A 14,339-nucleotide genomic window follows, 5' to 3' on the forward strand; every position below is an offset into this window, starting at 1 on the left:
CGTAAAAATATAGCTACTATTAAAAATTATAACATTGCATCAATTTGCTGATTAACACCTGCTAGAAAACTAACATCATTCCATTTTACCATTTTATAAGGCGGTTCAAAATGATCAGTTTCTAAAACTGTTAGACTGTTGTTAAACAAACCACCCTGTTCCCTTAATTGAGACAAAGGTTTGCCCGTTAACGATTGAATAGCTGCGGTTAAAGCTGCACCATGACCAACAAATAATAGCGGACCTTCTTTAGCTTCTAAAACAGCTTCACCAACTAGCCCATCTACTCGAGCCAACATATCTTCAATCGGTTCGCCACCAAAAGCTTCCGGATGATAGTTTTCCAAATGATGTCGTAGATTATCTAAGTCAGTTGGGTATTTTTCCCGCATTTCTTCAATTAATTGTCCTTCTAAACTACCTAACCCTAATTCTCGTAAATCATCGGTTTTGACAATCGGCACAGGTTGTTCTAAATGTTGGCTAATTCCTTCAGCGGTCAAATAAGCACGTTTTTGACTACTGGTATATATTTTTTCAAAAGGAATGTCTTTTAAAGTTTTTCCTAAAGCTTCAATCGCCGCAAAGCTTTCTGGTAATAATGGAGAATCCCCCATCATTCCTTGAAATCTTTTTTCTTGATTCCATTGTGTTTTACCATGACGAGTAAAATATAATTTCATGAAATCCTCCTAGTTTAAATAGTTTCAAGACAAATATGAGATTAAAAACTTTAATCTAATTTATCATGCTCATAATGATGTTGTAACTCTAAAGCTGGAAAATTTTGTTGTCTTAACGCTTCATAAACAACTAACGCCACCGTGTTGGATAAGTTTAACGAACGCACATGCTGGTCATTCATAGGAATACGTAGGCATTTCTCTTCGTTTTCACGCATGAAAGTCTCAGGTAAGCCAGTTGTTTCTTTACCAAACATGAAATAATGATCTCTTTCATCTTGGTAGTTGACTTCAGAATATACTTGATTGGCAAATTTAGTAATCAAATGCAAAGGATTTTCTCCCACATAAGTTAAAAAAGCCGCTAAATTTTCATGATAGGTAATGTTTACCTCATGCCAATAATCTAAGCCTGCACGTTTTAAATGTTTATCATCAGTTGAAAATCCCAAGGGTTCAATTAAATGTAAGGGTGAATTAGTAGCAGCACAAGTACGAGCAATGTTGCCGGTATTGGCTGGAATTTGTGGTTCAAAAAGTACGATATGATTTGTCATTTGATGGCCTCCTTGATTTAGACAAAAAAAAGAACGTATCAACTCGGTGTCTTGCACGGCGAGCTGCTACGTTAGTGAAGCACTTTTCACTATCTTTTATCAGAACAGGAACCTGATAAAAACCAATGAAAAACAACTTGTTTGTACTATACCACCATGAAGTAAGAAAATCAACCCTGAAAACCAACAAAGTTTTGCTGAAAACGCTATCTCTAATAACCTTCTAAGATCTCTACATCAATCGTAATTTTTTTCAGTGGATTGGCGATTAACTGGGCTTTTATTTCTGCTGTCGCCTGCCATTCCAAAGGTGACATTTCTAGAAAATCTAATTGTAATTTATCTGGAATGTCAAATTCATAAGTGACACGACGCTGTCTAACATCAGACATTTCTTCTTTGAAGCGTTCAATCACTGCTTGATTGGAATAGGGTTTACCATCAGGGAAGACTTTTTCCCGCAACTCTTTCAGATAGTTCTCTTGTGGGACGACTTTTAAAACTTGCCCACCTTTTTTTAATACCCGCCGAAATTCACTATATTGTGAAGGTGAAAATATATTTAAGATGGTCGTAAAAGAATCATCACTAAAAGGTAAATTGGTTAAATCAGCGACACACCAAAAAGCCTTTATTAGTTGATTGGTGGCTAAATAAATACCCTCTTTAGAAATATCAAAGCCAATTTTCGTCGGAATCTCTTTTAACTGAGACAATTGATTTAAAAAACTTCCTTCACCACAGCCGACATCTAAGATATTGTCGCCTTTTTGCCATTCACTGATTTGATTAATTACAGGTTGATACATTCCAGAAGCAATCATTTTACCTCGCGGGACAAACATCTCTTTTTGGTATTCCGTTTTAATTTGATGATCTAAAAAATAAAGAGTGCCCTTTTTAGCTAGATCAAAACGATGATTATTTTTACAAATCAAACTTTTTTCAACAGCTGACATCTGATGGTGACATTTTGGACAGCGGAAATAGCCACCATGTTCCTTCAGAAATTTCTCAGCAAGATCAATTTTTTTCAACATTTTTATTCCTCAATTTCTAATCCTTAATCTGTTGACTCCTATGTTACACTATCTGAGGGAGGTAGGAAAATGATTAAAGAATTTTGTGCCGAAAACTTTACCGATTTACCAAAAGCAATCGCTGCTGGCGCTAGTCGGATTGAACTTTGTGATAACCTAGCTGTCGGTGGAACAACACCAAGCCTGGGTGTAATTGAAGAAGCAATGGCTTATGCTAGTGAAAAACACGTACCGATTATGACCATGATTCGCCCCCGTGGCGGCAATTTTGTTTATAATGATCTTGAACTTAAGATTATTGAAAATGATTTAATTCATGCAAAAAATGCTGGTGTAGATGGCATCGTATTTGGCTGTCTAACTGCAGAAAATGAAGTTGATGAGGAAGCCGTTGAAATGATTTTAGGCAACAGTAGCGGATTACAAACAACTTTTCATATGGCTTTCGATGAATTAAGTCATGAAGAACAGCTGAAAACAATTGATTGGTTTGTACAATTAGGGATTGACCGGATTTTAACTCACGGAGGTCCAGCGACTCAGACAATTGATGAATGTCTGCCGTACTTAAAGGAATTAGTTAATTACGCAGATGGTCGTATCATTATTTTGCCAGGAGGCGGAATTAATGCAAATAATATTGATAAAATTACCGAATTTCTCGGCGTAAAAGAAGCTCATGGAACGAAGATTGTGACATTTTAAAAAGAAGCCAAAACAACCATTATCAAAGTTGTTTTGGCTTCTTTTCTTTGATAAAGGATTCAACCCTATGAATCCATTTATTCTTCTTAAAACGCAAACGAATCGGATAACGACCAGTTTGAAAATCTTTTATCTGCTTACGGCGATCTCCGTATAAATTTAGCGGTAGACTATCAATATCAAAAAAACTATAGGCACTATATACATCAGAATCCATTTTACTTTGATATTTTGCTTCTTCTACTTTATAAATGTAAGTAATATCATCAGAATATTCCTTCGTATAAATGCCAATCAGCTCTTTAACCTTTGCTTCAAAATCAAGATTTTCATAAATAATTTGTTGCAAACCTTCTCGTTCACCGATTTTTTCCGGTAACACACCGCCTGGTAGATCCCAGATGGGTATCCCCGGTGTTCGCACTAATAAAATTAATCCATTTCGAATAATAATTCCATAGGCTTTTTTCATTTCATTCACCCGTGTTTTCTTTTTTGAAGTTAATTAATAAAGCGATCCATAAACATACTAGCAATATTAAAATAAATCAGCACGCTGGTCAAATCGCTCAAAGTCGTAATAAATGGACCAGAAGCTACTGCTGGATCAAAACCTAATTTTTCCATCAACATCGGAATAAAACTTCCTGCTAAATTGGCAACAGTTATCGCTGCCATCATAGCCGTACCAATGACAAACCCTAAAATAAAATTACTCTTCCAAATACCCACAATAACAAAAATAGTAACACCCGTCACTAAACCTGTTACCAAACCTGTTAAAATTTCACTGAGAATTAATTGCCCAAAACTTTTATCTTCATCATCAGAGATCGCTAACCTTCTAACGGCTACTGCTAAAGATTGGGTACCAGCATTTCCGGCCGTTCCGGTAATCAAAGAAATAAATACTGCTAAAATACTCGCTTTACTAACCAAAGCTTCATAGTGATTAATTAAAGTTGCTGTCGTCATCCCTAAAAATAGTAAAGTAATCAGCCAAGGCAATCGTCTTGAAGCAGCTTTTAAAGGATTTTCGCTGATTTCATCAACGTTAACCCCCGCCAAACCAGAGTAATCACTGGCTGCTTCATCATCAATGACATCAATAATATCATCAACTGTCACGATTCCTAATAAATGATCTTCATAGTCTGTAACTGGTAAGGCAAGAAAGTCATAATCCCGAAAAGTCTGCGCCACATCTTCTTGATCATCACCGACGTGAACGGAAATTACCCGCTCACTCATGACGTCTGCTACCATCGCATCTTCATCATTAATAATTAAATCTCTTAAAGAAATAACTCCGACTAATTGATTATCATTATTTACTACATAAGTATAATAAATGGTTTCTGCCAATTCAGCCTCAGATTTCAAGACATACATTGCGGAGCGCATCGTTTGATTCGCTACGATAGAGACATACTCTGTCGTCATTAATGAACCGGCTGTTTCATCTTCGTAATGTAATAATTCACGAATCTCGTTGGCATGTTCACTATCCATATAGCTTAAAAATTGGGGCACCAACTTTTTGTCTAATTCATTTAGCAAATCCACCGCATTATCGGTGTACATTTGAGATAACATTTCAGCGGCATATCGTGGACGCATCTCAGTTAAATATTCTTCCACATGTTCATCGTCTTCTTCAATCACGTCAAACATGTCAGCCAACTCGTCAGGAGACAGATAAGCATAAACCAAATGACGTTCGTCAGCTGATAAACCTTGATAAAACTGCCCTTGATCATAAACATGTAAATCTAAAAAATGCTCACGGAAATCCTGTAACTGATTTTGATGTAACTCAGTTCTAAGCTGTTGGAAATGTTGTTCAAGTTCTTCTTGATTTTCATCCATTATACTCACCTCAAATCTTTTCTACGACTTCTCCCATGTCTAATGGCAAGGGTAATTTAAAAGTTAGCTCTTCATTGCTAAAAGGATGGGTAAAAGCTAAATAATAGCAATGCAATGCTTGACGTTTGATACCCATATCAAGATTACCGTGATAGAGTTCATCACCTAGCAACGGACAACCTAACTCGCTAAAATGCACGCGAATCTGGTGTGTTCTTCCTGTATGTAATTGGATATCTACTAATGCCACAATTGCATTTTTCTTTTCTAACCAATATTCTGTTAAGGCAGTTTGTCCATTTTCAATTACTTGCCTTTTCAATAAAGAAGACAGGTCACGTCCAATGGGGCAATCAATCATCTCATGATCCTTCAAATGATTTATTTTGCCACTAACTAAAGCTTGATATTTTTTGATCAACGTTTTGTTTTGTAACGCTTGATCTAATTTCGCATGGGCAAAACCATGCTTTGCAAATAACATCAACCCAGTTGTATCACGATCTAAACGAGTGACTACATGGACAACTTGATCGGGATAATTTTGTTGCACATAATAAGCCTTTACCCGATTAGCCATTGTTCCATTAGGATGATACTGCGCCGGAATCGACGCCACGTTAGCGGGCTTGTTAACAATCAAAAGATGTTCATCTTCAAAAACAATCTCGATTGGCGTTTCATCTAATAACAAGGTCTCATGGGGCAGTTCGTTAGGAATCACAACTGCTACCTTATCAAAAGGTTTTAAAGAATACAAGACGTTTTCGATTGACTGATTCACGTAAATTTCGCCGCCTTGAAATTTAATTTTTGCTAATAATTTTTTTGAGATCCCTTGTTTTTTTAAAAAAGTACGTAGTAATACTGATGCATCATCTTGATAAGTCCATTCAAATTTCAAAGTTAGTCCTCACGAATAAAGGCCTCTTTCACACGCCGCCAAAAATGCATGTGGCGATAAGCCGCAAATTGAATTTTTTCTGTCGCAATCCGATACTGAATCGAAGCGATATCTTGACCACTAATATCTAGTTGATCAATCGTTACTAAATGCTGACCCGCACTTTTTACTTTGATTTCCACCCAGTCATCTGGTCCTAAAATACTTGGTGAACCCAATGTTCTAAAGACACGATTATTTAATGAAGCGATCTCAGCTAATTGCATGGCATTAATACTCGGATGTACAACAGCACCGCCGACACTTTTATTGTGGGCCGTTGAACCAGTTGGTGTCGACATGGCTAGCCCATCTCCACGAAAACGTTCGAATAGTTCATCTTTAATATAAACATCGCAAACCATCGTGCGAGTGCCTTTTCGAATTGTTGATTCATTTAATGCTAGAAAATGTTGACTCTTTCCATCTGAAAAATTAACAATCACATCTAATAAAGGATAATTTACGCTGTTCTTATTGTCATTACATAATGAATCTACCAATTCTGGTAATTCATAATCCCGCCAATCAGTATAAAAACCTAAATGGCCAGTATGGACTCCTAAAAAACGAATGCGATCCAATTGATGACTATAACGATGAAAAGCTGAAAGTAATGTCCCATCTCCACCAATTGAGATGACTAATTCAGGATCACGCTCGACAATTTCAATCCCGCCTTTTTTTTTCAATAAAGGTTTTAAATCACGAAAAACTCTTAGTGAATCTGCCTCGTTGTTATGAATGATTCCAATCCGCAAACTCATTTTTCGTCACTCCCTTTTTCTCGATATTTACGATAAGAAAAGACATGTTGCGCTTCTTGAATCTCATCTCTGATACTAGACATTTCTTCGTCTAATTGATAGGCTGCCTCAGCTGCACGAAACAAACGATCACTAATTTCATCAGGAATTTCACCTTGATATTTATAATTCATAGAATGCTCGATTGTTGCCCAGAAATTCATTGCCAATGTTCTAATTTGTATTTCTGCTAAAATGATTTTTTCGCCTTCTAACATCTGCACCGGATATTCGATCACTAAATGATACGAGCGATAGCCACTTGCTTTACGATTCGTAATATAATCTCGTTCTTGGACAATTTTCATGTCTTTACGACTCCGCAAAACTTCGACTACTTGATGAATATCCTCAACAAATTGGCACATGATTCTCAAACCAGCAATGTCAGACATTTCTTCTTCTAGGCGTTCCAGTGGGATGGCTCGTAATTTGGCTTTATTTAAAATACTTTCAGCTGGCTTTACTCGACCAGTCACAAACTCAATTGGTACATGGTCTTCTTTTTCACGATATTGTTTACGCAGACCTCTTAATTTAATTTTCAATTCTGCTACGGCAAGTTCATAAGGGGCAAGAAATGCTTCCCAGTCTCTATCCATGCAAATCCCTCGCTTCTTTTTCCATTCTATCCTATATTATCACAAACTTAATCAATGCAAAATTAACTTCCACTTTCTGATAAATCTTTAATTGTTACAGTTTATTTACATTTTTATGGAATAATTACTTAACATTTGACGCGACTAAAGGTTATGTGTCAATATACCTTAGGGAGATTTTTACCCTGCAGATTGTATATAGAGGAGCATTTTTTTTGGCGCAGGAATTAGAGATTGAATACAAAACAATGTTAACTGAAGCTGAATATCAATTAGCTATAAATAAATTTGGTTTAGAAAATGTTGCTGCTTTCACTCAAACCAATCTATATTTTGATACAGCAGCTTCTGACTTAAAGAATCAACATTGTGGCTTACGAGTGCGCTATTTTCAAAATGCTGCTGAAGCAACCTTGAAAATCCCACAAAATGTGGGCTTATTGGAGGTTACTGACAAACTTACTTTAATTGAAGCTAAAAATGCTGAAGAAACAGGTGCTTTTCCTAAAAATACACCTGCAATCCAGGAACAACTGCAAAAAAATGGTGTTATAGTGAATAATTTGCAACTATTGGCAATCCTAACGACTAAACGGATTGAGCAAACGATTGCTGTTGGCAAATTGGCACTTGATGAAAGTTGGTATGCAGGTCTTCATGATTTTGAATTAGAACTGGAAGTCCAAGATAGTCAGACTAGCGAAGCAGAATTTTTAACATTATTAAAGGAAGCAGGTATCTATTTTCAACCTGCCAAAAATAAAATACTCCGTGCTATTTCAGCTCAGAGTATTTCGAACTAAAAAAATCATGAGGAGGCTACACGTTGCTGGAAGTTTTTTTGTTTGTTAACCCCATCGGTATAAAATGTCGAAAAATTGAACAAAGACTCTTAAGTATTATCAAGCGCAGTGAAGTTAAATTTCAATTACGTTTAGTGCCCTTGATAAATTTAACAACTGTCACAAATTACATAGATAGCCTTGAAGGCAATCAGAACGACCTTAACTTAAGAAATCAACTCACAAATATAATGTATCAAACAGCTATTGATGTAAAAGCTGCACAAATGCAAGGAAAAAAATGTGGTCGAGATTTTTTATTAAAGATTCAAGAAGAAATTGGTCAAAAGAAAAAAAATTATTCTGAAGAACTCGTCTTAGATATCTTTCAAGGAACTTCTGGTGATTTGGAAATGTTTTTAGAAGATCGTCAATCAAGTTTTGTAAAAGAAGCTTTTCTGTTAGATCAACAATTGGCACAAGAGATGGCTATTCAATCACACCCATCAGCAGTCATCTTTAATTGTTCTGGTGAGATGGAAATTGGCGTCAAAGCACAAGGATGCGAAGAGCTAGAATTATTAATGGATCAATGTGAAAGCACTAAAAATTTAAGACAATTATTTGAATCACATTGCGGGCAAGTTTATCAAAAAGCCAGCAATGAACATTTATCTTTACTATAAAAAAATAGGCTGCCTAAAATTAATTTTAGGTAGCCTATTTTTTTATTGCCCTTTAATTTCTGCTACTAAAGTTTCCAGTTCATCTAAACGATTCGCAAAAACTTCCATCGCATCTTCAATATATTCCGGTTTAGTCATATCAACACCAGCTTTTTTCATCACTTCAATCGGATAATCACTGCTACCAGCTTTTAAATAATTTAAATAAGCTTCTAAAGCTGACTTATCTTCTGCCACAATTTTTTTCGCTAAGGCGCTAGCTGCAGAAAAACCTGTTGCATATTGATAAACGTAATAATTATAGTAAAAATGTGGAATCCTTGCCCATTCATCTTTAATTTCCGGATCATCTTCAATTACAGAACCGTAATACTTTTTATTTAGTTCTCCATAATACGTACTCAAATGTTCACTCGTTAAAGGTTTGCCAGCAGCATCTTCAGTGTGAATAAAATGCTCAAACTCCGCAAATTGTGTTTGACGGAAAATTGTCCCTTTAAATCCATCCAAATAATGGTTTAAAATATACGCCCGCACTTTTGGATCTTTTTCGGTTTCCAATAAATGGCTCGTTAAAATGTTTTCATTCGTTGTCGAGGCAATTTCTGCTAAGAAAATTGAATAGTCACCATACACATAAGGTTGATTGTGACGTGTAAAGTAGCTGTGCACACTATGTCCCATTTCATGCACCAAAGTAAATAACTCATTCAATTGATCATGCCAATTTAATAGAATATATGGATTGGTATCATATGCACCCGATGAATATGCGCCACTGCGTTTTCCTTGATTTTCTACCACATCAATCCAACGATTTTCAAAAGCTTCTTCAACAATCGCTAAATATTCCTCACCAAGAGGCTGTAAAGCAATCAAGGTTTTCGCTTTGGCTTCTTCATATGTGAATTTAACCGGCGCTTCAGCAAGTAAAGGTGTGTACATATCATACATATGCAATTGTGATACACTTAATAATTCTTTACGTAGCTCAACATAACGATGCAATAATGGTAAATATTGGTTAACAACTAAAATCAAGGTATCATAAACATTTTCTGGAATATGATTACTTGCTAAGGCTGCTTCTCTAGCAGACTTATAACCACGAACTTTAGCTTTGTAATTATGTCCTTTGACATGTGAGCTAAGAGTTTGGGCAAAAGTATTTCTAAATTGATGATAGACTTCATATAGTGCCTCAAAAGCAGCTTTGCGGACATTTCGATTAGTACTCTCCATCAGTTGTCCATAAATACCATGAGTTAATTGAACCTCATCACCATTTTCATCTTTAACAATCGGAAATTTCAAATCTGCATTGTTCATAATACTAAAAGTATCTGATGCACTGCCAAAAATCTCACTAGCACCGGCTAATAATGCTTCTTGCTCTGCCGGCAAAATATGGGCTCTTTCAGCTAAGATTTGTTCTACAAAATGACGATATACTGCCAATTTAGGTTCTTGTTCAAAGTAATCCCAGATCGTTTCATCTGATAAAGACAAGACCTCAGGTTCAAACCAACTAACTGCTTCACTAGTTTGAGCAATTAAGCTTGATGCGCGGGCATATAAACCTTGATAAGTTGTATTTGCAGTATCTTGGTCATTTTTTAAATGTGCATAAACATAAATAACTTCGGCCTTACGATAAATATCTAAAATATATTCTATTCCGGCAAGAAATTTTTCTGCACTTATCTTTAAAGTTCCCTTTACTTGATCAGCATTTTTTAATTCGCTAGCTAATGATTCAAAAGCTGTTTCGAAAGACTGTTCACTGGGAAAAATCTGGGTTAAGTCCCAAGTTAACGCCTCAGGTACTTCCGTTCTAGTCGGTAATTGTTTTGCTTGATTCATGAATTGCACACTCCTTTTACTTCTAGTTGATTCATCTTACCATATTTTTTTAAAAGATGGTTTCTAAATAGATTTCTCGCTTTTTTTCAGTAAAAAAATACTTTCTTGCCACAATTTATCCAAAATCTCCTGTTGTTTAATTCTAGGGAATCCCCAAAGAATTTTTTCATCAAGTAAGTATTTTTTAAATACTTCCATCACAATCGAATACTCACTAATTTCTTGTACTAAATAACGAAACAACAATATATCTGCTTGATAAAAGATAAAATACCAACTAGGCCAATAAAACCATTCTGGTAAGTATAATAAGTGTGTCTTTGCTTGATAAAAATATTTTTGCAAACGTAAAATATAAGGATCTTTCTTTATCAATTGCTGATTCAATCGTTTTTTCCAGTTGGATGCATCTGTTTTTCGCAGATGGATCAGCGGTTGTTGATTTTGAAAACTTGTCTGATAGATTTCTTTTAAAGAAACAGAGTATGGCATCCACTGATGACGATCAGCAAACAGTGCACCATTGATTTCTCGTAAAAAATAATATAAAAAAACACCTTGCTGATTCACTAGCCACAGATGCAAACCCTTGTCAGATGAAAAGCTGCAAAAAGCCTTTTGTAATTGCGTCAGTTTTTTCTCCGGAGTCAACTTCGGACCCAAAAGCCACCAATCCTCGTATTGATATTTATGATAACCGGCAATTCTTTCTACTAAACGACTTATTTTTAAAGGTGAACACTGGACTTCAATCACTAATTTTTGTGATAGTAAATCTGGACGCTGAGGAATTTCTGGCAAAATAGCTTCCATTTCCCAATCTTCCTCAAAAATCCTTCCCCATTTTTGAAAACCTTCTTTGTACGCTAAATGTTCCGCTGATTCTCCTTCTGAAAAACTACAACATTGACTATTTTTTAAATGAGAAAAATGTGGAATTTTTATCATACCTACTTTACAAATTAATCTTTCACCACAATCTGGACAATAGATGGTCCGCTCTTTTTGTGTAGTCGATGCTTTAACAAGCTTTTTATTTTCATCAAAACCAAAGAGCATTTTTATCACCCTTAAAAAAGATACGCAAAAAAAAGATGATCCAAAAAGATCATCTTTCAATAATTATTTAAAATAGTTTCGCGTTGTTTCAATGGCATCTTGCCGCATCAACATTTTTCCGTATTCATCAAGAACTTCTGGAGAAACAGTCGTGCTATGGGTATATTCTAAAACTTCAGAAATAATGTCGGTCACTGCAAAATCACCGAAATATTCCGGATCAAAGAACACTAATAAATAGTACTGTCCGTTAAATTGATATAAATCACACCATGCATCATCTAAGAAATGATAGTTGGCTAACTCAATCAAATTTTCAAAACTATCTAAAGCAAATACTCTGACGCGTTCTACATCATCTTTTCCGCCATAACTTTTAGTTGAAGACAAAATCTGTTGTTGCATCAATTGATCAAAATCACCTGACTCTAACTCCAAGGCATCCGCAGCTTTGTTAAATTCTTCTTGAGACATGTTTTTGCTAATGAATAATTCAAGCCCGTCTTTTTTCGGTAACACTTGAAATGTTACTGCCTCACTGCTTTTAAACTCGTCTTCTACATCCACTTCTTCTAAAATGGAATAAAAGAATGATTCAATTTCACGATGGTTACCTAACAAATCTAAAAAAGTAATGCCACGATCTGCTAGATCTTCATTACCAATCAAGACTCGAATGGTATTTTCATTGATGTGCTCCATCTCCATCTAAACACACCTCATTTCATTTAGATATATAACCTTATTGTAACTGATTCCAACAAAATGTAAAGAAAGCACGTTTACTTTATGATGAAAAAATTAAAAAACTAGCCGAAAATCCAATCTGGACCGGCTAGTTTAGTCTTTAAACTTTAATTAATTATAATCCCGCCATTAATTGTGCTTGGCGTAATTCGTATTGACGAACAACTCTTGGTAAGAAACGACGAATTTCGTCTTCATTAAATCCAACTTGTAGACGTTTTTCATCGATCATAATTGGTCGACGTAAAAGTCCTGGATTTTCTCTTACTAAATCTAATAATTCTTTTAATGATAAATCATCTAAATTCATGTTCAACTTTTGGAATACTTTTGAACGAGTTGATATGATCTCCTCAGTTCCATCTTCAGTCATTTGCAAAATATCCTTTAATTCGTCGATATTCAAGGGTTCAGAAAAAATGTTCCGTTCAACGTAAGGAATCTCATGTTCTTGTAACCAAGCACGTGCTTTCCGACATGATGTGCAGCTAGGGGAAGTATATAGTGTCAACATACATGTATCACTCCTTTTCTTGACCAATGTTAATTTTATAACAGAAGGCCATTTGCTTCTATCTGTTTACTATTATACATAAAAAACGTAACAAAAAAAAGAGGAGGAGTACATTTTTTTAGTAAATATTAGTGTTATTTAATTTTCCATCTTTTCTTATGCCATTGACCGCGCGGATTTGAAATATGTGAATTATTTCGAATTAATTTTTTATCATTTTCCTGTATTATTGAACAGGATTAAAAACTGTTATACTTTTATTATAAAATATTTATTTCTAGTTACTATTTTAATAAAAAGAATAATTTATTATGTTCTTCATCATTGGTTGAAATCGCCTTCTAGGTTGATGAATAGATGAATTTATTTACAATTTTGCTGATAGCAGTTTTTTTATTCTTATATTCATAACTAACATTTAGTTATTTTAAATTTAATCTATGGGAGAATATCTGTTCTATTTAGAGTTTATTTGTGCTCTTCAGGTTAAAAGTAAATATGATGTTTTTTAAGAATAATGGAAACTTTTAACAAAAAATGTGATTTTTTTTCATCATACTATTGTTCCACTTTTTTTGTTATCAATCATTATTTTAAAAAGGCTCAATTTTTTTGATTGAAGTTTTTTGATGTTTTTTTTCTTTGTTCAGCAATTTTTTAATATAACAAGAGCATTCTTTTTTTTTTAATATTTGACTTTTTAATCGATCTCTTTTCTTTTCTGATATACTAGTTTTATTACTAAATGAAGGAGGCAAAATATGATAAACGCGCTCGTTTTTGATGTTGATGATACTCTTTACCAACAAGTCGAACCTTTTAAAAATGCAATCATGAAAACTTTTCCGTCTTTTGACATAAATACCGTACCGAAATTATTTATCCGCTTTCGTTATCACAGTGATCTACACTTTGAGAAAAGTGTCACAGGTATTTGGTCTTTAGAAAAAATGCGAGAAGAACGAATAACCGCAGCTTTGAATGATTTAGACTTCAAAGATATCAATCCAGAATTAGCAAAAACTTTTCAAAACAATTATGAAAAAGAGCTAAGAGCTATTAAGCTAGATCCAGAAATCAAATCTGCTTTATCCTTTCTACACGAAAAAAAAATCCCACTTGGTATCATTACCAACGGACCAAAAGAACATCAACAGAAAAAAATTGATTCTTTACAAGTAACTGAATTTATTTCTCCAGAAGCTATTTTTATTTCTGGGGCAGTTGGTAGTTCAAAACCTGATGAATTAATTTTTAGTTTAGCTGCTAAACAATTGCAACTCCCAGCTGATAATATTCTCTATATCGGTGATAGTTATGAAAATGACGTGATTGGTGCAAAAAATGCTGGCTTCAAAGTTTGGTGGTTTAATCACCAGAACAGGAAACTGACAAAGGACCAACTACCATTTTTTGATTTGGAGATCAACACCTTTTCTGACATGTCTAAAAAAATTACCTCGCTAAATTTTTAGCGAGGCCT

16 protein-coding genes are annotated in these 14,339 nt (G+C 34.7%); 4 read left to right on the top strand and 12 right to left on the bottom strand.

The window, feature by feature from the left end; all coding sequences use genetic code 11:
- Positions 1-26 precede the first annotated feature (26 nt).
- From KUA55_RS12695 to KUA55_RS12705, 3 genes are all read right to left on the bottom strand, one after another.
- The gene (locus KUA55_RS12695) at positions 27-683 is read right to left on the bottom strand and encodes a histidine phosphatase family protein (RefSeq protein ID WP_218326755.1); all 657 of its coding nucleotides are present in this window, start codon (positions 681-683) and stop codon (positions 27-29) included.
- Between the two features lie 50 nt (positions 684-733).
- Entirely contained in the window at positions 734-1,240 is a 507-nt protein-coding gene (trmL, locus tag KUA55_RS12700; RefSeq protein ID WP_218326756.1) for a tRNA (uridine(34)/cytosine(34)/5-carboxymethylaminomethyluridine(34)-2'-O)-methyltransferase TrmL, read from the bottom strand.
- A 212-nt stretch (positions 1,241-1,452) separates the two neighbouring features.
- Entirely contained in the window at positions 1,453-2,280 is an 828-nt protein-coding gene (locus KUA55_RS12705; RefSeq protein ID WP_218326757.1) for a methyltransferase domain-containing protein, read from the bottom strand.
- Between the two features lie 69 nt (positions 2,281-2,349).
- Between KUA55_RS12705 and KUA55_RS12710 the strand changes: the two genes are divergently transcribed.
- Positions 2,350-2,985 (top strand): copper homeostasis protein CutC, encoded by a 636-nt coding sequence (locus tag KUA55_RS12710; RefSeq protein ID WP_218326758.1) that lies wholly within the window; start codon positions 2,350-2,352, stop codon positions 2,983-2,985.
- Positions 2,986-3,007: 22 nt separating this feature from the next.
- On the opposite strand, the gene KUA55_RS12715 is transcribed toward KUA55_RS12710, so the two are convergent.
- From KUA55_RS12715 to yjbM, 5 genes are read right to left on the bottom strand one after another with little or no spacing between them, the layout of a single operon-like run.
- Positions 3,008-3,457 carry an NUDIX hydrolase gene (locus KUA55_RS12715; protein ID WP_218326759.1) on the bottom strand — a complete coding sequence of 150 codons (450 nt, stop codon included), beginning with the start codon at positions 3,455-3,457 and terminating at the stop codon, positions 3,008-3,010.
- A 29-nt stretch (positions 3,458-3,486) separates the two neighbouring features.
- The gene (gene mgtE / locus KUA55_RS12720) at positions 3,487-4,854 is read right to left on the bottom strand and encodes a magnesium transporter (protein ID WP_218326760.1); all 1,368 of its coding nucleotides are present in this window, start codon (positions 4,852-4,854) and stop codon (positions 3,487-3,489) included.
- Between the two features lie 10 nt (positions 4,855-4,864).
- Complete coding sequence (locus tag KUA55_RS12725; RefSeq protein WP_218326761.1) at positions 4,865-5,758, bottom strand: RluA family pseudouridine synthase; 894 nt, start codon at positions 5,756-5,758, stop codon at positions 4,865-4,867.
- Between the two features lie 2 nt (positions 5,759-5,760).
- A complete protein-coding gene (locus tag KUA55_RS12730; RefSeq protein WP_218326945.1) occupies positions 5,761-6,558 on the bottom strand; it encodes an NAD kinase in 798 nt (265 codons plus the stop codon).
- 2 nt (positions 6,559-6,560) lie between these two features.
- Entirely contained in the window at positions 6,561-7,205 is a 645-nt protein-coding gene (gene yjbM, locus KUA55_RS12735) for a GTP diphosphokinase (protein ID WP_218326762.1), read from the bottom strand.
- A 215-nt stretch (positions 7,206-7,420) separates the two neighbouring features.
- On the opposite strand from yjbM, the gene KUA55_RS12740 reads away from it, so the two are divergent.
- Positions 7,421-8,008: a CYTH domain-containing protein gene (locus KUA55_RS12740; protein WP_246601520.1), complete on the top strand. Its 588-nt coding sequence runs from the start codon at positions 7,421-7,423 to the stop codon at positions 8,006-8,008.
- Between the two features lie 23 nt (positions 8,009-8,031).
- Positions 8,032-8,673, top strand: coding sequence for a DsbA family protein (locus KUA55_RS12745; RefSeq protein ID WP_218326763.1), 642 nt, complete (start codon positions 8,032-8,034; stop codon positions 8,671-8,673).
- 42 nt (positions 8,674-8,715) lie between these two features.
- On the opposite strand, the gene pepF is transcribed toward KUA55_RS12745, so the two are convergent.
- The 4 genes from pepF to spxA all read right to left on the bottom strand — a co-directional run bounded on the left by pepF (position 8,716) and on the right by spxA (position 12,856).
- A complete protein-coding gene (gene pepF, locus KUA55_RS12750; protein WP_218326764.1) occupies positions 8,716-10,536 on the bottom strand; it encodes an oligoendopeptidase F in 1,821 nt (606 codons plus the stop codon).
- A 63-nt stretch (positions 10,537-10,599) separates the two neighbouring features.
- Positions 10,600-11,595 carry a competence protein CoiA gene (locus KUA55_RS12755; RefSeq protein ID WP_218326765.1) on the bottom strand — a complete coding sequence of 332 codons (996 nt, stop codon included), beginning with the start codon at positions 11,593-11,595 and terminating at the stop codon, positions 10,600-10,602.
- A gap of 63 nt (positions 11,596-11,658) precedes the next feature.
- A complete protein-coding gene (locus KUA55_RS12760; RefSeq protein ID WP_218326766.1) occupies positions 11,659-12,303 on the bottom strand; it encodes an adaptor protein MecA in 645 nt (214 codons plus the stop codon).
- Between the two features lie 154 nt (positions 12,304-12,457).
- Positions 12,458-12,856, bottom strand: a complete 399-nt coding sequence (spxA, locus tag KUA55_RS12765; RefSeq protein ID WP_218326767.1) for a transcriptional regulator SpxA — start codon at positions 12,854-12,856, stop codon at positions 12,458-12,460.
- A gap of 761 nt (positions 12,857-13,617) precedes the next feature.
- Here spxA and KUA55_RS12770 point away from each other — a divergent pair.
- Entirely contained in the window at positions 13,618-14,331 is a 714-nt protein-coding gene (locus tag KUA55_RS12770; RefSeq protein ID WP_218326768.1) for an HAD family hydrolase, read from the top strand.
- Positions 14,332-14,339: the final 8 nt, after the last annotated feature.

Origin of the sequence: Enterococcus alishanensis (genome assembly GCF_019218635.1) — a bacterium.
Classification (GTDB): Bacteria; Bacillota; Bacilli; order Lactobacillales; family Enterococcaceae; genus Enterococcus_A; species Enterococcus_A alishanensis.

Coding starts and splice junctions, on each gene's coding strand:
- KUA55_RS12710 (WP_218326758.1), top strand. CDS start 2,350: ATGATTAAAGAATTTTGTGCCGAAAACTTTACCGATTTACCAAAAGCA.
- yjbM (WP_218326762.1), bottom strand. CDS start 7,205: ATGGATAGAGACTGGGAAGCATTTCTTGCCCCTTATGAACTTGCCGTA.
- KUA55_RS12760 (WP_218326766.1), bottom strand. CDS start 12,303: ATGGAGATGGAGCACATCAATGAAAATACCATTCGAGTCTTGATTGGT.
- mgtE (WP_218326760.1), bottom strand. CDS start 4,854: ATGGATGAAAATCAAGAAGAACTTGAACAACATTTCCAACAGCTTAGA.
- KUA55_RS12695 (WP_218326755.1), bottom strand. CDS start 683: ATGAAATTATATTTTACTCGTCATGGTAAAACACAATGGAATCAAGAA.
- trmL (WP_218326756.1), bottom strand. CDS start 1,240: ATGACAAATCATATCGTACTTTTTGAACCACAAATTCCAGCCAATACC.
- KUA55_RS12705 (WP_218326757.1), bottom strand. CDS start 2,280: ATGTTGAAAAAAATTGATCTTGCTGAGAAATTTCTGAAGGAACATGGT.
- KUA55_RS12770 (WP_218326768.1), top strand. CDS start 13,618: ATGATAAACGCGCTCGTTTTTGATGTTGATGATACTCTTTACCAACAA.
- KUA55_RS12715 (WP_218326759.1), bottom strand. CDS start 3,457: ATGAAAAAAGCCTATGGAATTATTATTCGAAATGGATTAATTTTATTA.
- pepF (WP_218326764.1), bottom strand. CDS start 10,536: ATGAATCAAGCAAAACAATTACCGACTAGAACGGAAGTACCTGAGGCG.
- spxA (WP_218326767.1), bottom strand. CDS start 12,856: ATGTTGACACTATATACTTCCCCTAGCTGCACATCATGTCGGAAAGCA.
- KUA55_RS12755 (WP_218326765.1), bottom strand. CDS start 11,595: ATGCTCTTTGGTTTTGATGAAAATAAAAAGCTTGTTAAAGCATCGACT.